Raw genomic sequence first — 16115 nt, 5'->3', positions numbered from 1 at the left:
GGAGCGGGGCGTGTTCAGCGCCGCCCCGCCTTGCGTCGGAACAGCCGTGCTCCCCACGCGATCGAGAACGCAAGGATGGCGAGGCACCACCCGACCGCCCAGAGCGCGCTGTCGCCCAGGGGAGTCCCGAACAGGAGGGCGCGCACGGTCTCGATGATCGGCGTGACGGGCTGGTTCTCGGCGATCCAGCGCAGCCACTCGGGCATCGTGTCGACCGGGACGAACGCGCTGGACAGGTACGGCACGAACAGGATGATGAATCCGAATCCGTTCGCCGCCTCTGCGCTGGACGCGGCGAGCCCGATCGCGGCGAACAGGTACGTGATCGTGAGGATGTACAGCGCGATCATGAGCGTGGCCCCGATCCATCCCCACAGCTCCGCCTGGGGGCGGAATCCGACGAGCAAGGCGCCGGCGATCACGATCGCGGTCGCGACGAGATTGCGCGCGAGACTCGCGATCACGTGACCGGTGAGCACAGCTCCGGCCCGCAGCGGCATGGTGCGGAAGCGGTCGATGATGCCGTTGCGCATGTCGTTCGCGACGTTGACGGCCGTGGATGAGGCTCCGAATCCGGCGCACAGCAGGATGATTCCGGGAACCACGTAGTCGACGTAGCCGCCGGACGGATCGATCGCGCCGCCGAAGACGAACGTGAACAGCAGCATGAGAAGGACGGGCAGCATGATCGCCATCAGAAGCGATTCGCCGTCACGCATCGAGAGCAGGAGGCTGCGCTTCAGGAAGATGCTCTCTGCGCGGATGCCTCGCAGCAGCGGGCGCAGCGGAGGAGTGATGTCGCCACGGCCGTGGAGGATGGACGCGGTGCTCATGCGGACTCCTTGAGTGAGTGATCGAGTGCGCCATGCGACGAGTTGCCGGTATCAGCGGTCAGGGCGAGGAAGACGTCATCGAGGGTGGTGTGACGCAGCGAGACCGCAGCGGTCTCGTCAGCGTCCACGAAGCGGAGGGCGTCGCGCAGGCTCGCGAGAGATCCGTCGACGGGGATGGACTGTGCGACGGTGCCTGCGGCGTCGTGCACCTCCAGGCTGTCGGTGCCGACAAGGGCTTTGAGCTCCGAGGGAGTGCCGAGCGCTGCGATCCGCCCGTTCGCGAGCACGGCGATGCGGTCGGCGAGATGGTCGGCTTCTTCGAGGTACTGCGTCGTGAGGAAGACGGTTGTGCCGCCGGCGGCGAGAGAGCGGATGACTTCCCAGAGATCTCGTCGGCTGCGGGTGTCGAGCCCGGTCGTGGGCTCATCGAGGAACAGCACCTCGGGCTGAACCACGAAGCTCAGGGCGAGATCGAGTCGCCGGCGCATGCCGCCCGAATAGGTGCCGACGCGTCGGCGGCCCGCGTCACTGAGCCCGAACTCTGCGAGGAGCTCGTCTGCGCGTTCCCGTGATTCGCGCGAGCCGAGGCCTGCAAGCCGGGCGAACATCGTGAGGTTCTCCAGGCCACTGAGTCCGTTGTCGACCGCCGCCGACTGGCCGGTGAGGCTGATGCGACGTTTCACCTCAAGGGGCGATCTCACCACGTCGTGTCCGAGGACGTGCGCGCTGCCGCCATCCGGGCAGACCAGCGTCGTGAGGATGTTGATCGTGGTCGTCTTGCCGGCGCCGTTCGTGCCGAGGAGAGCGAAGATCTCGCCCGCGAAGACCTGAAGGTCGAGTCCGTCGAGGACCACGTTGGTGCCGAACTGCTTCCGCAATCCGCGCACATCGATGGTGGGTTTCATGAGGTCACTCTTTCTGTGTATGCCAGAAACTGTGTATGACAGTAACACGCTGTTTATGTCATATACAACGGTACGATGAAGCTATGACCGAATCGGAGATCGCAGAGCCGCTGGAGCTCCCTCGCGGAATCGCGCTCGCCTGGGGCATCGCCGCAGCGCCACAGCGCGGACCGAAGCGCGAGATGAGCGTGGAGCGCATCGTCGACGCAGCGGTGGAGCTCGCGGATGCCGACGGTCTCGCAGCCGTCTCCATGGCGGCGGTCGCGTCGAAGCTCGGCTTCACGCCGATGTCGCTGTATCGCTACGTCAGCGCCAAGGACGACCTGCTGTTGCTCATGCAGGAGGAGGCGCTGGGGCTTCCCCCCGAGAGCCTGGACGAGGCGAACGGGTGGCGGGCGCGGCTCGCAGAGATCTATCGCGGTGCAGTCGAGGTCTACCAGCGGCACCCATGGCTGCTCGCGTTGCCGATCTCGGGCTCGCCGATCACGCCCAACAGCTCGGCGTGGATCGATGCGACACTCCAGGCGCTCGCCGAGACCGGTCTCACCTACGACGAGCGCATCGCCGCGTCGCTGACCGTCATGGGGCAGGCACGCTGGTGTGGCACCGTGCAGGCGGGATACGGAGAGCGCGCGCGCACGTCCGGGCTCGACGACGCGCAGATGGCCGCGCAGGAGAGCGCTCTGTTCGACGCGGTGATCGGCGCGGACGAGTTCCCGGAGCTGCGTCGCGCGATCGATGCGGGCGTCTTCACCTCCACATTCGATCCGTTCCGATTCGGGCTTGAGCGCGTTCTCGACGGCGTCGACGCCTACATGGCCACGCGGGGTTCGGATATGGCACCAGAGGTGTCCGGTCACGAGTGGATCGCACTCGAAGAGGCTGAGCTCGCAGGAGACAAGCGCTACCTCGACGCGCTGAAGGCGGTGCGCGCTGCGGAGAAGGCACTGCGGGCTGCGCGAAAGGTCGAACGCCAGACTCTGCGTGAAGCGAACGAGCGGATCGCGAAGGCGCGAGCGAAGGGCTGAGAACGCGGGGGTGTGTGGTCGAGTCACACCCGTCACAGGGATTTACATCAGTCCCGCAGCGACCGTAGAGTGTGTCGTCAGAGACGAAAGGGGCATGGGGATGCCTGAGCTGGGAGATGTGCGCTTTCTCACTGTCGCCGAGGTCGCCGAGATCATGCGGGTGTCGAAGATGACGGTGTACCGCCTCGTGCACGCCGGTGAGCTTCCGGCGGTGCGCTTCGGGCGCAGCTATCGGGTCCCGGAGTCGGCGGTCACGGCCGCACTGCACCGACCCGTGGCTGACATCGGCTAGGACACTCCTGCCCGTGCGCTAGACTGTCCCGAGGCATTTTTCCATGCCCGATCCCGGGTGTCGTTTCGGTCGGCGCCCAGCCCCCTGACTTAGTGAGGTTTCCGTGGGTTCTGTCATCAAGAAGCGCCGCAAGCGCATGGCGAAGAAGAAGCACCGCAAGCTGCTTCGTAAGACTCGCCACCAGCGCCGCAACAAGAAGTAAGCGGCCGATACACCAAGCGCCTGTCCTCGGACGGGCGCTTCGTGTCTCAGCCCCGTGTATTCCCTTTTGACGCCCGGGAGGCGTGCATGAATTCGATCACCGTCACCGAACTGGCTGCGCGCACCGACGTTCCGCTCATCGATGTGCGCGAGCGCCATGAGTTCGCCACAGGCCACGTGCCCGGTGCCGTGAACATCCCGATGTCGGAGATCGGCGACCGTATGGCAGAGCTTCCGACGGAGGCGTTCGACCTGATCTGCCTTGCGGGTGGACGCTCGGCGCGCGTCGGGCAGGCGCTGGAGGCCCGCGGCTACGACGTGACGAACGTCGATGGCGGCACGGACGCATGGATCGCCGAGGGGTTCGCTGTCGAGGTGCCGCAGGCATGATCACGGTGACCGTCATCGGAAAGCCGGACTGCCATCTGTGCGAGGTCGCCTCCGATGTGATCGATGCGGTCGTCGCCGAGCTGCCTGACGCGCTGGCCGAAGACATCGAGATCGTGGAGCAGTCCATCCTCGATGACACCGCGCTCTATGGGCAGTGGTGGGAGAAGATCCCGGTCGTTCTGATCAACGGCGACCTGCACGGACACTGGCGCGTCACCCCCGACCGCCTTCGCACTGCACTGGAAGAGGCTGCCCGATGACCCTTCGTCACGTGGTTCTGTGGAAGATGGCCGCGGCGGATGCGTCGGAGCGGGCCGCTCACGCCGCCGAAGTCACGCGGCGGCTGCGTGCCCTGGAGGGCGTCGTCCCGCAGATCCAGTCGATTGCCGTCGGCGCGAACTCCGAGTATGCGGATGTGAACTGGGACGTCACGCTCGTCGCCGACTTCGCCGACGTCGCCGCCCTCGAGGCCTACCAGGTCCACCCGGCCCACGAAGAGGCCGCGTCCTACATTCGCTCGGTCGTGGGTGCCCGCGCGGCAGTCGACTACACGCTCTGACCCGCGCGTTCGCTACGCCTCGACGTCATCGAGGCGGGCGATGACGACCTCCAGCATCCGCGCGAGCTCGCCACGTTCGGTGTCGCTGAGGTCCTGCAGAACATCCGTCTCGACGACGGATGAGCCGCGGATCGCAAGGGAGAAGAGCTCCCAGCCGTCGGCTGTGAGGCTGACGTAGGTGCGGGTGCGATTCTCCGAGTCCGGCGTGCGTTCGATGAGTCCGCGGCCGGCGAGCTTGTCGAGTCGGTGCGTCATCGATGACGGCGCGACCATCGTCAGGTCGGCCAGCTGGCTGGGGGTGAGCGGCTCTCCGGCCTTCGCGAGCGAGGTCACGACTGCCCAGTCGCCGGAGGTGACGTCGAGGTCGGCGAGCTGACGCGCGTACCACTGGTCGAGCTTCTTCGTGAGGCTCTGCACGGCGGTGATCACGCGCTGCACGGACTCCTCGCCGCCGGCGCGGACGTACGTCGCAACCGCCCGCCTATACAGCTCAGGTGTGCTTGCTCGAGGTTTCGACATGTCGGAATTCTCGCACGCGTCTTTCGGTTGCTAATATTTCGAAATCGAATAATTCGAGTTCGAATGACTTGGGATCGCTCACGCACCTCGGAGGGGTCGTCGCCAGCGCAGAAGGGACCACACGGGTGCGCGCACGCCTGCTCATCATCGCCTCCGCCATCGGCATGCTCGGCTGGGGAGCCGTGCTTCCGTATCAGTACGCGTACGCGGCCGAGACCCGCGGCTGGGGCACGCTGCTCGCCGCGGCGGCCTCCTCCCTCTTCTCCATCGGCGCTCTCGTCGCCGCGCCGATCGCGGGGCGTCTGGCCGACCGCGTCAACCCCGTCACGGTCGCCGTCGTCGCGCAGCTGCTCGGGGCCGCCGGCGTCGCGTCCCTCATCGTGATCGATGAGCCGTTCGCGTTCCTTGCGGGCATGTTCGTCTTCGGACTCGGACTCGCAGCGGCCGTGCCCGCGAAGCAGGTCCTCGTCCTGCGATGGTCATCGGGGGATGACCGCCGCAAGGTCTTCGCCTACAAGTTCACCGGCGAGTCGCTCGGCATGGCAGCCGGAGCCTTCTTCGCCGGGCAGATCGTCGACCTGTCCACCCCGAACGGACTCGACATCGGCTTCGCGATCGCCGCCGCGGGCTTCGTCGTGTCGTCGCTGCTGATCGCGATCGCCGGACGCGGCGCATCCGCGCACGAAGAGATCGCCTTCGACGCCAATGCTCCGCGCGCCGAGGGAACGGGCGTGGTGCGCGCGATTCTCTCCACGCCGGCGCTGCGCTGGACCGTCGTCGTGACGATCACTCTCGCGCTCGGCTTCTACGCCCAGTTCGAGGCCGGTCTTCCGGCCTACGGCCTGACCGTCCTCGACATCGACGCCTCGGCGATCGGCATCGCCGCGGCCGTCAACTGCATCGTGATCGTCGCTCTGCAGGTCGTGATGGTGCGCCTCACTGCGAAGCGCGACGCCGCAACGCTGCTCATGGCCGTCGGCATGATCTGGGTGGTGTCGTGGACGGTGCTGTCGTTCGCGCAGTTCGCCCCGGGCATCGCCTCGGCGCTCTTCGTGATGACCTACGGTATCTTCGCCGTCGGCGAGACGATCTACAGCCCGGTTCTCAATCCGCTCACGGCCCAGCTCGCACCCCGGGGCATGGTCGGACAGACACTCGGTACGATCAGCGCGCTGCAGACGGCCTTCTCCGCCGCCGGCCCGCTGGTCGCAGGCCTGCTGCTCGGTGCGGGGCTCGCTGATGTCTTCCTCGGCATGCACCTGGTGATCAGCATGATCGCGGTGTTCGCCGCCTGGCGCATCAAGAAGGCGCTCGCGGTCCGACCCCCGGTGCCTCCGCTCGAGGAGCGCTACGAGCGTGCGAATCCGCCGACCGCGCCGCTCACGATCGCCTAACGGAGTTGCGTCCACCGCAACGAAATCGTGATCGCCGGGGTGGGACTGCGAATAGGCGAAGGTGGAATCGCGTGCCAAGATGAAGGCCTATCTTTCGCGATAGCATCCGTCACCCGGCACAGGAGCCTGATATGACTCGACGCACCCCCCTCGCCCTCGGCATCGCTCTCACGGCGGTCGCCTCCCTCGCTCTCGTCGGCTGCGCCAGTGGCGCAGGCTCCACCGGCGACGGTGACGCGGCGGCAGACAACAAGTTCGGTCTCGTCGAGGCCGGAACCCTGACGGTCTGCTCCGACGTGCCGTACCCGCCGTTCGAGTTCGAAGACACCTCGTCCGAGTCGGGATACTCCGGCTTCGACATCGACCTGCTCACCGCGATCGCCAAGGAGCTCGACCTCAAGATCTCGGTGCAGGACGTGGGCTTCGACGCGCTGCAGTCCGGGACGACCCTGGCCGCAGGCACCTGCGACGTGGGTGCCTCGGCGATGACGATCACCGATGAGCGCAAGGCGAACATCGACTTCGCAGACCCGTACTACGACTCGCTGCAGTCGCTGCTGGTGCGTGCGGACTCGGGCATCAAGAGCATCGACGACCTGGCAGGAAAGAACGTGGGCGTCCAGCAGGGCACCACCGGCGAGGCGTATGCCGGCGAGAACGCCACGGGTGCAGAGCTGGTCTCCTACCCCTCGGACGGTGAACTGTGGCCGGCCATGCAGGCAGGGCAGATCGACGCGATCCTGCAGGACCAGCCCGTGAACCTCGAGCACGAGAAGGCCGACAGTGCCTACAAGATCGTCGAGACCTACAACACCGACGAGTCGTACGGCTTCGCCTTTGCGAAGGGCGAGCGCACAGAACTGCTCGAGGCGGTCAACGCAGCCCTGAAGGACCTTCGCGACAGCGGCGAGTACCAGAAGATCTACGACAAGTACTTCACGGCGAACTGATCACTCACCCCAGGTCGGAGGGACCTTGACGATGGCGTTGAGGCGCACTCAGAAACAGAAGCTCTACCGGTACTCCGTGTATGCGGTGCTGATCGCCCTCGCGGTATGGGCGGCGGTCAGCACCGACTGGGCGCGGATCGGAAAGCTGTACTTCAATCCCGAGGTCGCGCTGAAGATGCTTCCGGGCATCATCACGACTGGCCTCGTGAACACGCTGTGGTTCACGGCGGTGGCGTTCATCGGCGGACTGCTGCTCGGCATCGTGCTCGCGCTGATGAAGCTGTCGGAGATCGGGCCGTTCCGGTGGATCGCGACGGCCTGGATCGAGCTCTTCCGAGGTCTGCCCGCGATCCTCACGATCTTCGCGATCGCGTTCATCCTGCCCATCGGCCTAGGGGTGCCCGGCACCAAGCTCGGTGGCCCGGTCGTACTCGGGCTCGTCGGTCTGATTCTTGTCGCGTCGGCCTACATGGCAGAGACGATCCGCGCCGGCATCCAGGCGGTGCCGAAGGGGCAGACGGAGGCGGCGCGGTCGCTGGGCATGTCTCCGATGAAGACCACGTTCTGGATCGTCGTCCCGCAGGGCTTCCGCATCATCATCCCGCCGCTCACGAACGAGTTCGTGCTGCTGCTGAAGGACACCTCGCTGCTCTTCATCGCAGGATCCTTCATCTGGTCGAAGGAGCTCACCACGTTTGCCCGTGACGCGGCCACGCAGAACGCGAACGGCACGCCGCTGATCATGGCGGCGATCCTGTACCTGATCGTGACGATTCCTCTCACGCGCTTCAGCGCGTGGCTGGAGCGACGAATGGCGAGAGAGCGATGAGCACCGATCTGATCAACGTCCACGCCCCCGCGATCGATGTGCAGGGGCTCGTGAAGAGCTACGGCGACAATGAGGTGCTCAAGGGCATTGATCTCACCGTGCGTCCGGGTGAGGTCGTCTGCGTGATCGGGCCTTCCGGTTCCGGGAAGTCGACGCTTCTGCGCTCGGTGAACCTGCTTGAGGAGCCCACCGGCGGCAAGATCCTCATCGAGGGCATCGACATCACGGATCCGGATGTCGACATCGACCGCGTGCGCACGCGCATCGGCATGGTGTTTCAGAGCTTCAACCTGTTCCCGCATCTGAGCGTGATGGGAAACCTCACGATCGCGCAGCAGCGGGTGAAGAAGCGCTCGAAGGCAGAGGCGGAGAAGATCGCGCGCGAGATGCTCGATCGTGTCGGTCTCGCGGAGAAGGCGGATGCTTACCCGGGTCACCTCTCCGGCGGTCAGCAGCAGCGCGTGGCGATCGCGCGCGCACTGTGCATGAACCCCGACATGATGCTCTTCGACGAGCCGACGTCCGCTCTCGATCCCGAGCTGGTCGGCGAAGTGCTGCAGGTCATGCGCACGCTGGCCGATGAGGGCATGACGATGCTCGTGGTGACGCACGAGATGGGCTTCGCCCGCGAGGTCGGCTCGCGCCTGATCTTCATGGATGGCGGCCACATCGTGGAGGAGGGCGACCCGCGCGAGGTGCTGGCCAACCCGCAGCATCCGCGGACGAAGGACTTCCTCTCCCGCGTGCTGTGAGGCCCACGCCGTAGGCGTCGTGCATCCGCATTCCTCGCGCTCGCTATCATGAGCGCGAGAGTGGGGAAATGCTCAGGGGAGTCGTGCGTGGTTGAGTCGTTGTTGAACGTCGACATCGTCGATGGGCCGGTGCCGTTCGTCGTCTGGGGAGCGACCGCGGCCATGCTCATCGTGCTGGTGTGTCGTCGGTGGACGGCACTGCGGCTGCTGCTCGCGGTGGTCGCCGTGCTGCTCGGCGCCATGGTCGGCGTCGCGACCCTTGCGGTGATCGAGTTCTCCGAGGCGTTCGGCGCGACGATGCCGGTCGGTGTGATGTGGTGGACCATCGGATGCTTCGCAGGACTCGGTCTCGCCGTGGTGAGTCTCTGGAACCGTACGCTCTGGCGCAAGATCGTGGCGATTTTCGCGATCTTCTCCGTCCTGATCTCGCTTGCGGTCGGCGTGAACGCCACATTCGGCATCAACCGCACAGTCGGAGACGTGCTCGGGATCTCCACGCTCCCTCCGGCGACAGAGCTGCCCGAGCCGACACCGGATCCCACCTCCGACGAACCTCTCTACCGCACGTGGACGCCCCCGGCCGTCATGCCGGCGAAGGGCGAGGTGTTCCAGCTCAGCGGTGCCTTCTCCATCCCCTCGACGGATCGATTCGTTCCGCGGGACGCGGCCATCTATCTGCCCCCGGCAGCGCTCGTCGAGGATCCGCCGGAGCTGCCGATCGTCGTGTTCATGATGGGTAAGCCGGGCGACCCGAACCCGCAGTTCGTGCAGGAGGCACTGGACGCCCTTGCCGCGCAGCATCGGGGGCTCGCGCCGATCGCGATCGTCGCCGACCAGCTGGGGGACCCGAACGTCAATCCGGCATGCGCGGACTCCGTCGCCTTCGGGGGCGTGGCCTCGTACTTCAACCGCGACATTCCGACGTTCATTCGCGAGCACCTCGATGTGCCCGCGGACCCGCGGTACTGGACGATCGGCGGCTATTCGAACGGCGGCGCGTGCGCCATCACCTGGGCGGCGCAGCACCCCGGCACCTGGGGCAACGTCCTCAGCATCTCGGGCGAGGCCTTCCCCGGAAGCGAAGAACCCGACACCGTGCGCGATGAGGTCTTCGACGGCAGCGCGAAGGCCTACGACGCCGCGAAGCCGGCCGCGATTCTCGGCAAGAACAAGGGCGCATTCGACGGGCATTTCGCCGTGTTCACGGCGGGCGAGAACGACCCTGACTTCGTGACCGCCGCGGAGACGAACGCGGTACTGGCGGAGGCGGCCGGCTTCGACACGGAGCTGTTCATCCTGCCGGGTGCCGATCACACGGTGTCGGCGGTCCGCGGCGGGCTGCAGCGCGCGTTTGAAGCCCTCTACCCGCGTATCGGCCTGTCCGAGAACTGAACCGAAAGGCGAACATGACCACGCAGACGCATAGCCCCGAACCGGCCGTGACGCGGGTGGCGCGGCACATCGGTCGTTATGTGCGGCAGCATCCCTTCTCGGTGGCGCTCAGCATCGTCCTCGTCACGACCGCGCTCGCCTGGGGCACGCTGTGGGGCAACCATCCGCTCGAACTCGCCGCGAGTCCGCTGACGACGTTCGCCGCCGGGGCCTGGTGGACGCCCATCACCGCCCTGCTTCTGGTTGACTCGGCGATCGATCTCGTACTCACCCTCGCGATCGTGCTGACCGTTATGGCTTACGCCGAGCGACTGCTCGGGTCGCTGCGCGCCCTGATGCTCTTCTTCGGGGTCGGCGTGGCGGCGATGCTCGCGGGAATCGGCATCGAGGCACTGGCCGCGCAGGGCGGCGCGATGTGGGCGCTCGCCGCTGAAGCGGAGACGGTTCTGGATCCGGCGGTGGGTGTCTTCGGTGTGGTGATGGCGGGAAGCGCCCTCGCACCCGCGCTGTTCCGGCGGCGCATCCGTCTCATCGGCCTCGCCGGGGTTCTCATGTTCGCCCTGTACGCGGGCGACGCCGACAGCATCTACCGGCTGCTGGCCGCCGTGATCGGTCTCTTCGTCGGGATGCTGCTCGCCCGAGGTACGTCCGGCTCTGCCTTGTATCGCAGCTCCTACGGGGAGACGCGCACGCTCGTCGCCGCGATGGTCGCCGTCACCGGCCTCGGACCGCTGATCGTGCTCATCTCGGGGATCGGCAACGGTCCGCTCGCGCTCGCCGTGGCAGGTTTCCGTGGAGTGGACGCACGTGAGGTGCTTGAGCGCTGCGCCGATGATTTCTCCGAGCGCTGCGTGGCGGATGTCTCGCTGGCGCTCAGCGCGGGCGCCGGGCCCTTCCTGCTCAGCCTGCTGCCGCTCGCCCTCAGCCTTCTCGCCGCATGGGGGCTGCGGGTCGGACGCCGTGCCGCGTGGATTCTCGCCGTGATCGTGAACATCGCGATCGCCGTGCTGACCGCGGTGAGCCTCGGAACGCTGGCGCTGCTCGACACCGCCACCGTCGACATCGTCGGCGAGGAGTTCGCTCTCTGGGCGGTCGCCGCGGTGCTCGTCCCCATCGCGGTCGTGGTGATGCTCCTGATCACCCGCCGTCGGTTCGCCGTGCGGGCGCCGAAGGAGGCATCCGCGCGCTTCGCGCTCACCGTGCTGGGGGCCTTCGTCCTCCTGGCGACGGCATACGTGGTGATCGCGCTCACCGCGATGTCGTCGTTCGCGGTGCCGGTCGGTGTCGGCGATGTGCTCGTCGATGCGCTGCGCCGGTTCCTGCCCGCCGGCTTCCTGCAGGGGGTGCCCGCGGCTGTCGCGCCGACCGAGGGACTCGCGCTGTTCGCGCACCAGTGGGTCGGTGTGGTGTTCTGGGTGATCGTCATCATCGGCATGCTCGTGCTCTACCGGGCGACCTCCAGCGACCGGGATGCGGCGGGGGAGAAGCGCTTCCGAGAGCTGCTGCGCACCGGCGGCGGAGGAACCCTCGGCTTCATGGGCACCTGGCCCGGCAACGAATACTGGTTCGCCGACGACGGCTCCGGTGCTGTCGCCTACCGGGTGATCAACGGCATCGCCCTCACGATGTCCGACCCTGTGGGCGACGAGACGCGATCCGCTGCGACCATCCGCGGTTTCGTCGACTTCTGCGACGCGCAGGGATGGAGCCCGGTCTTCTACAGCTTCCATGAGAAGCACCTCGCGACGTTCCAGGACTTCGGGTGGCAGTACCTGTCCGTGGGAGAGGAGACCGTGATCCCGCTCGGGACTTTCGAACTCACCGGCAAGCCGTGGGCGAAGGTGCGGCAGGCGTACAACAAGGGCGAACGTGAGGGCATCACGACCCTCTGGTCGACGTGGGATGACCTGCCTGCCACGATCGCCGCGGAGATCACGGCGCTCAGCGAGCAGTGGGTCTCTGAGAAGGAGCTGCCCGAGATGGGCTTCACGCTCGGCGGGATGGCAGAGCTCAAGGATCCGGACGTCGCGCTCTATCTCGCCTTCAACAAGAATGGCGGGCTTGAAGCGATCACGAGCTGGCTGCCGAGCTGGCGGGACGGACGTGTCGTCGGCTGGACGATCGATTTCATGCGCCGCGGAGACGGTTCCATGCCCGGCATCATGGAGTTCATCATCGCCTCGGCGGCATTCCGCATGAAGGAGGAGGGCGTCGAGGTCATCAGCCTGTCCGGTGCACCGCTCGCAGAGAAGCCTCTGGCGCCAGGCGAAGAGGCACCGGAGGCGACCGTCATGACTCGTCTGCTCGGCTGGCTCGGGAAGGTGCTGGAGCCCGCGTACGGCTTCACGTCGCTGTTCCGGTTCAAAGCCAAGTTCAACCCGGAGTATCACACGATCTACATGGCCTATGCAGACCCCGCGCAGCTGCCGACGATCGGTCTCGCCATCGGAAAGGCCTACCTGCCGGAGGTCTCACCGCAGGAGTACGTGGCGCTGGCGAAGACGCTCACGCCCTAGCATCCGACGCAGAAGGCGTCCTCCCGCGAGTGCGGAGGGACGCCTTCTCTCGCTGTCAGCTCTCGACCTCGATGACCTCCGCGTCCGCGGCATTGCGGCGCACAGAATCGATGCCGTTGAGGGCACCGGCCTTCGAGGCGTAGCCCTGGCCTGTCGCGATGACTTCGCCGTTGCCCGCCTTCAGGCGAAAGCGGTAGTCGCCCGCCTTGTCTTCGTAGAGTTCGAACTTTCCTGCCATGGGGTTCCTCCCTCGGGGTGGGGTATTGCTCAGACGCTATCGTGCCGTGCTCTCCGAGGGAATGACGTACTTGAATCCGAGGTGCGAGCCGGTGAACCCGAGGTTCTCGTAGAACCGGTGCGCGTCGGTGCGCGCAGCATCCGATGTCAGCTGCACCATCGCTGCATCGAGCGCAGGCGCCGCGTCGTCGGTCACCCAGCGCATCGCCGCGGAGCCGATTCCGGACGAGCGCAGGGCACTGCTCACCCGCACGGCTTCGACGAGCAGACGCAGGGCGCCGCGGCGAGCCATCCCGGGAATCAGCGTGAGCTGCAGCGTGCCGACGATGGCGCCGTCGAGTTCGATCACGAGCAGATCGTTGCCCGGGCTCGCGAGCACATCGCGGAAGGCGGCGAGGTAGAGAGGGCGATCGGCATCGGATGCCACATCACCGCGTGCGGCGCTGATCGGGTCGTCCGCGAGGAGCGCGATCACGGCATCGGCGTCGTCGCGCTCAGCGCGGCGCAGCGTAGCGGCACCCGCGCGGGATTCGAACGGAAACGGAAGAGGCAGGGCATCGAGCATGCCCTCAGTCTGGCATCCTGAGAGCAATGGAGATCGGCGCGTTCCTCGGCCTCGAGCAGCTCACCTGGGGCATGCTCCTGCTGATCGTCGTGGCCGCATTCGGCGCCGGATGGATCGACGCCGTCGTGGGCGGCGGCGGCCTGCTGCAACTGCCCGCGCTGCTGCTGATCCCCGGGATCACACCCGTGCAGGCCCTCGCGACGAACAAGCTGGCCTCCGTCTTCGGCACCGCGACGAGCAGCGCGACCTACTACCGGCGCGCGAAACCCGACATCCGCACGGCGATACCGATGGCGCTCATCGCGCTCGCCGGATCCTTCGGCGGCGCGAGTCTCGCCACCGCACTGCCCGCATCGGCATTCAAACCCATCATCGTCGTGGCGCTCCTCGCCGTCGCGCTGTTCACAGCGCTGAAGCCGCAGATGGGGGCGGCGACGATGCTCCGCTTCCGCGGGCACAAGCACCACATCGCGGCCGGCGCATCCGGACTCGTCATCGGCTTCTACGACGGCCTCATCGGCCCGGGCACCGGCACCTTCCTCATCATCGCCCTCGTCGGCCTGCTCGGCTACGACTTCCTGCAGGCGAGTGCGAAGGCGAAGATCGTGAACCTCGCCACCAACACCGGGGCGCTGCTGCTGTTCATCCCGCACGGAGCCGTGCTCTGGATCCTCGGCGGGATCCTCGCGGTCGCAAACATCGCCGGCAGCTATCTCGGCTCGCGCATGGCGATCTCGCGCGGCACGACCTTCATCCGCTGGGTGTTTCTCTCAGTCGTCGTGCTGCTCATCGGCAAGCTCGGTCTCGACGTGTGGAACGAGAACCTCGCGCCGCTGTTCGCGGGGGCCCTCTAAACGCCGAGACCCCGCTTCAACGCCGAGACCCCGTGTTGCCTGCGCAGGCGACACGGGGTCTCGGCGAGAGAGCGGGGTCTCGAAGAGCGGATGCTCAGGCGTCGGCGTCCTCCGGGACGAAGTCGACGCCCGCCTCGGCGCGCTGCTCCGGCGAGATGACGCCGGGAGCCTCGGTGAGCGGGTCGAAGCCGCCACCCGACTTCGGGAACGCGATGACGTCGCGGATCGACTCGGTCTTCGTGAGGTGCTGCATGACGCGGTCCATGCCGAGCGCGATTCCACCGTGCGGGGGAGCGCCGAACTTGAACGCCTCGAGCAGGAAGCCAAACTTCTCATCCGCCTGCTCGTCGGTGATGCCCATCACGTTGAACACGCGCTTCTGCACGTCCTCGCGGTGGATGCGGATCGAGCCGCCACCGAGCTCCGAGCCGTTGCACACGATGTCGTACGCGTAGGCGAGAGCCGAGCCCGGGTCGGTGTCGAAGGTGTCGGCGAACTCGGGCTTCGGACCCGTGAAGGCGTGGTGGACGGCCGTCCAGGCACCCGCACCCACGGCCACATCGCCCGAGGCGACAGCCTCGGAAGCGGGCTCGAACATCGGGGCATCCAGGACCCAGGTGAACGCGAACGTGTCGGGGTCGAGCAGGCCGAGGCGGCGGCCGATCTCGACACGCGCCGCACCGAGCAACGCGCGGCTGGGCTTGGTCGCTCCGGCTGCGAAGAAGACGCAGTCGCCGACAGAGGCGCCGACGAGCTCGGCGAGACCTGCCTGCTCGGTCTCGGACAGGTTCTTGGCGACAGGGCCGCCGAGAGTGCCGTCCTCGTTGAAGAGCACGTAGGCAAGGCCACGGGCTCCGCGCTGCTTGGCCCACTCCTGCCAGGCGTCAAGCGCCTTGCGCGGCTGGCTCGCGCCGCCGGGCATCACCACGGCGCCGACGTACTCGGCCTGGAAGACGCGGAAGGTCGTCTCGGAGAAGTACTCGGTCGCCTCGACGAGCTCAAGCCCGAAGCGCAGGTCGGGCTTGTCGGAGCCGTACTTCGCCATCGCCTCGGCGTAGGTCATGCGCGGCAGCGGCAGCGCCACATCGACGCCGATCGTCTTCCACATCGCCTGGATGAGCGACTCCATCAGCGTGATGACGTCTTCCTGCTCGACGAAGCTCATCTCGATGTCGAGCTGCGTGAACTCGGGCTGACGATCGGCACGGAAGTCCTCATCGCGGTAGCAGCGTGCGATCTGGAAGTACTTCTCCACGCCACCCACCATGAGCAGCTGCTTGAACAGCTGCGGCGACTGCGGCAGTGCGTACCAGCTGCCCGGGTGCAGACGTGCGGGCACCAGGAAGTCGCGCGCGCCCTCCGGCGTCGAGCGCGTCAGCGTCGGGGTCTCGACCTCGACGAAGTCCTCGTCGTGCAGGACGTCGCGGATGGCCTTGTAGACCTGCGAGCGCAGGCGGATCGCGTTCGCCGTGGTCGGGCGGCGCAGGTCGAGGTAGCGGTGCTTGAGGCGCGCCTCTTCACCCACCGTCTCGCTGTCGGCGAGAGCGGTCGACACCTGGAACGGCAGCGGCGCGGACTCGTTGAGCACCTCGACCTCGGACGCGATGACCTCGATCTCACCCGTGGGCAGGTTCGGGTTCTCGTTGCCTGCGGGGCGGCGGGAGACCTCGCCCGTGACCTTCAGAACGAACTCGCTGCGCAGCGGGTGCGCGATCTCCTCGTCGCGGATGACGATCTGCGCGATGCCCGATGCATCGCGAAGATCGATGAAAGCGACTCCTCCGTGATCGCGACGGCGATCGACCCAACCCGTGAGGGTGACGGTCTGGCCGGTGTGCTCGGCTCGCAGAGAGCCGATCGTGTGAGTGCGAAGCACGGAAGATTCCTCCTGATCGGGGA

The 16115-nt window shown here is 66.9% G+C and carries 19 protein-coding genes; 13 read left to right on the top strand and 6 right to left on the bottom strand.

Features of this window, described 5'->3' with window-relative positions:
* Positions 1 to 14: 14 nt before the first annotated feature.
* Together JOD62_RS04245 and JOD62_RS04240 are read right to left on the bottom strand one after the other, a co-directional pair.
* Positions 15 to 833 (bottom strand): ABC transporter permease, encoded by an 819-nt coding sequence (locus tag JOD62_RS04245; RefSeq protein WP_204938083.1) that lies wholly within the window; start codon positions 831 to 833, stop codon positions 15 to 17.
* Positions 830 to 1738 (bottom strand): ATP-binding cassette domain-containing protein, encoded by a 909-nt coding sequence (locus JOD62_RS04240; protein WP_204938082.1) that lies wholly within the window; start codon positions 1736 to 1738, stop codon positions 830 to 832. The genes JOD62_RS04245 and JOD62_RS04240 overlap by 4 nt, the downstream gene beginning before the upstream one ends.
* Positions 1739 to 1821: 83 nt before the next feature.
* On the opposite strand from JOD62_RS04240, the gene JOD62_RS04235 reads away from it, so the two are divergent.
* From JOD62_RS04235 to JOD62_RS04210, 6 genes are all read left to right on the top strand, one after another.
* The gene (locus tag JOD62_RS04235) at positions 1822 to 2766 is read left to right on the top strand and encodes a TetR/AcrR family transcriptional regulator (protein ID WP_204938081.1); all 945 of its coding nucleotides are present in this window, start codon (positions 1822 to 1824) and stop codon (positions 2764 to 2766) included.
* A 100-nt stretch (positions 2767 to 2866) separates the two neighbouring features.
* Positions 2867 to 3058, top strand: a complete 192-nt coding sequence (locus tag JOD62_RS04230) for a helix-turn-helix domain-containing protein (RefSeq protein WP_204938080.1) — start codon at positions 2867 to 2869, stop codon at positions 3056 to 3058.
* Between the two features lie 103 nt (positions 3059 to 3161).
* Entirely contained in the window at positions 3162 to 3260 is a 99-nt protein-coding gene (locus JOD62_RS04225) for a 30S ribosomal protein bS22 (RefSeq protein ID WP_003792170.1), read from the top strand.
* Between the two features lie 86 nt (positions 3261 to 3346).
* The gene (locus JOD62_RS04220; RefSeq protein WP_204938079.1) at positions 3347 to 3649 is read left to right on the top strand and encodes a rhodanese-like domain-containing protein; all 303 of its coding nucleotides are present in this window, start codon (positions 3347 to 3349) and stop codon (positions 3647 to 3649) included.
* The gene (locus JOD62_RS04215) at positions 3646 to 3909 is read left to right on the top strand and encodes a glutaredoxin family protein (protein ID WP_204938078.1); all 264 of its coding nucleotides are present in this window, start codon (positions 3646 to 3648) and stop codon (positions 3907 to 3909) included. The genes JOD62_RS04220 and JOD62_RS04215 overlap by 4 nt, the downstream gene beginning before the upstream one ends.
* Complete coding sequence (locus JOD62_RS04210; RefSeq protein ID WP_204938077.1) at positions 3906 to 4208, top strand: Dabb family protein; 303 nt, start codon at positions 3906 to 3908, stop codon at positions 4206 to 4208. The genes JOD62_RS04215 and JOD62_RS04210 overlap by 4 nt, the downstream gene beginning before the upstream one ends.
* A 12-nt stretch (positions 4209 to 4220) precedes the next feature.
* On the opposite strand, the gene JOD62_RS04205 is transcribed toward JOD62_RS04210, so the two are convergent.
* Positions 4221 to 4727, bottom strand: a complete 507-nt coding sequence (locus tag JOD62_RS04205; protein ID WP_204938076.1) for a MarR family winged helix-turn-helix transcriptional regulator — start codon at positions 4725 to 4727, stop codon at positions 4221 to 4223.
* Between the two features lie 125 nt (positions 4728 to 4852).
* On the opposite strand from JOD62_RS04205, the gene JOD62_RS04200 reads away from it, so the two are divergent.
* The 6 genes from JOD62_RS04200 to JOD62_RS04175 all read left to right on the top strand — a co-directional run bounded on the left by JOD62_RS04200 (position 4853) and on the right by JOD62_RS04175 (position 12560).
* Positions 4853 to 6121, top strand: a complete 1269-nt coding sequence (locus JOD62_RS04200; RefSeq protein ID WP_204938075.1) for an MFS transporter — start codon at positions 4853 to 4855, stop codon at positions 6119 to 6121.
* A gap of 131 nt (positions 6122 to 6252) precedes the next feature.
* Positions 6253 to 7071, top strand: coding sequence for a basic amino acid ABC transporter substrate-binding protein (locus JOD62_RS04195; protein WP_204938074.1), 819 nt, complete (start codon positions 6253 to 6255; stop codon positions 7069 to 7071).
* Between the two features lie 31 nt (positions 7072 to 7102).
* A complete protein-coding gene (locus JOD62_RS04190) occupies positions 7103 to 7900 on the top strand; it encodes an amino acid ABC transporter permease (RefSeq protein WP_204938073.1) in 798 nt (265 codons plus the stop codon).
* Positions 7897 to 8652: an amino acid ABC transporter ATP-binding protein gene (locus JOD62_RS04185; RefSeq protein WP_204938072.1), complete on the top strand. Its 756-nt coding sequence runs from the start codon at positions 7897 to 7899 to the stop codon at positions 8650 to 8652. Before JOD62_RS04190 ends, JOD62_RS04185 begins: the two co-directional genes overlap by 4 nt.
* Before the next feature lie 87 nt (positions 8653 to 8739).
* On the top strand, positions 8740 to 10044 hold the full coding sequence (locus JOD62_RS04180) for an alpha/beta hydrolase (protein ID WP_204938071.1): 1305 nt from the start codon (positions 8740 to 8742) through the stop codon (positions 10042 to 10044).
* 14 nt (positions 10045 to 10058) lie between these two features.
* On the top strand, positions 10059 to 12560 hold the full coding sequence (locus JOD62_RS04175) for a DUF2156 domain-containing protein (protein WP_204938070.1): 2502 nt from the start codon (positions 10059 to 10061) through the stop codon (positions 12558 to 12560).
* 55 nt (positions 12561 to 12615) lie between these two features.
* Here the strand turns inward: JOD62_RS04175 and JOD62_RS04170 are convergent, their stop codons facing one another.
* Positions 12616 to 12798, bottom strand: a complete 183-nt coding sequence (locus JOD62_RS04170; RefSeq protein WP_204938069.1) for a YegP family protein — start codon at positions 12796 to 12798, stop codon at positions 12616 to 12618.
* A gap of 36 nt (positions 12799 to 12834) precedes the next feature.
* Entirely contained in the window at positions 12835 to 13362 is a 528-nt protein-coding gene (locus JOD62_RS04165) for a GNAT family N-acetyltransferase (protein WP_204938068.1), read from the bottom strand.
* 26 nt (positions 13363 to 13388) lie between these two features.
* Here JOD62_RS04165 and JOD62_RS04160 point away from each other — a divergent pair, with 26 nt between their 5' ends.
* Entirely contained in the window at positions 13389 to 14216 is an 828-nt protein-coding gene (locus tag JOD62_RS04160; RefSeq protein ID WP_204938067.1) for a sulfite exporter TauE/SafE family protein, read from the top strand.
* A 94-nt stretch (positions 14217 to 14310) separates the two neighbouring features.
* Here JOD62_RS04160 and aspS read toward each other — a convergent pair whose 3' ends face one another.
* Positions 14311 to 16092 (bottom strand): aspartate--tRNA ligase, encoded by a 1782-nt coding sequence (gene aspS, locus JOD62_RS04155; RefSeq protein ID WP_204938066.1) that lies wholly within the window; start codon positions 16090 to 16092, stop codon positions 14311 to 14313.
* Positions 16093 to 16115 lie beyond the last annotated feature (23 nt).

Source organism: Microbacterium keratanolyticum (assembly GCF_016907255.1).
Taxonomy (GTDB): domain Bacteria; phylum Actinomycetota; class Actinomycetes; order Actinomycetales; family Microbacteriaceae; genus Microbacterium; species Microbacterium keratanolyticum.
Note: the sequence above shows the minus strand (reverse complement) of the source record. Positions and strands in the feature narration are given on the sequence as shown.

Excerpts from the sequence above, each read along its gene's own strand:
- JOD62_RS04245 (WP_204938083.1), bottom strand. The coding sequence starts at position 833 with ATGAGCACCGCGTCCATCCTCCACGGCCGTGGCGACATCACTCCTCCG.
- JOD62_RS04240 (WP_204938082.1), bottom strand. The coding sequence starts at position 1,738 with ATGAAACCCACCATCGATGTGCGCGGATTGCGGAAGCAGTTCGGCACC.
- JOD62_RS04235 (WP_204938081.1), top strand. The coding sequence starts at position 1,822 with ATGACCGAATCGGAGATCGCAGAGCCGCTGGAGCTCCCTCGCGGAATC.
- JOD62_RS04230 (WP_204938080.1), top strand. The coding sequence starts at position 2,867 with ATGCCTGAGCTGGGAGATGTGCGCTTTCTCACTGTCGCCGAGGTCGCC.
- JOD62_RS04220 (WP_204938079.1), top strand. The coding sequence starts at position 3,347 with ATGAATTCGATCACCGTCACCGAACTGGCTGCGCGCACCGACGTTCCG.
- JOD62_RS04215 (WP_204938078.1), top strand. The coding sequence starts at position 3,646 with ATGATCACGGTGACCGTCATCGGAAAGCCGGACTGCCATCTGTGCGAG.
- JOD62_RS04210 (WP_204938077.1), top strand. The coding sequence starts at position 3,906 with ATGACCCTTCGTCACGTGGTTCTGTGGAAGATGGCCGCGGCGGATGCG.
- JOD62_RS04205 (WP_204938076.1), bottom strand. The coding sequence starts at position 4,727 with ATGTCGAAACCTCGAGCAAGCACACCTGAGCTGTATAGGCGGGCGGTT.
- JOD62_RS04195 (WP_204938074.1), top strand. The coding sequence starts at position 6,253 with ATGACTCGACGCACCCCCCTCGCCCTCGGCATCGCTCTCACGGCGGTC.
- JOD62_RS04190 (WP_204938073.1), top strand. The coding sequence starts at position 7,103 with ATGGCGTTGAGGCGCACTCAGAAACAGAAGCTCTACCGGTACTCCGTG.
- JOD62_RS04185 (WP_204938072.1), top strand. The coding sequence starts at position 7,897 with ATGAGCACCGATCTGATCAACGTCCACGCCCCCGCGATCGATGTGCAG.
- JOD62_RS04175 (WP_204938070.1), top strand. The coding sequence starts at position 10,059 with ATGACCACGCAGACGCATAGCCCCGAACCGGCCGTGACGCGGGTGGCG.
- JOD62_RS04170 (WP_204938069.1), bottom strand. The coding sequence starts at position 12,798 with ATGGCAGGAAAGTTCGAACTCTACGAAGACAAGGCGGGCGACTACCGC.
- JOD62_RS04165 (WP_204938068.1), bottom strand. The coding sequence starts at position 13,362 with ATGCTCGATGCCCTGCCTCTTCCGTTTCCGTTCGAATCCCGCGCGGGT.
- JOD62_RS04160 (WP_204938067.1), top strand. The coding sequence starts at position 13,389 with ATGGAGATCGGCGCGTTCCTCGGCCTCGAGCAGCTCACCTGGGGCATG.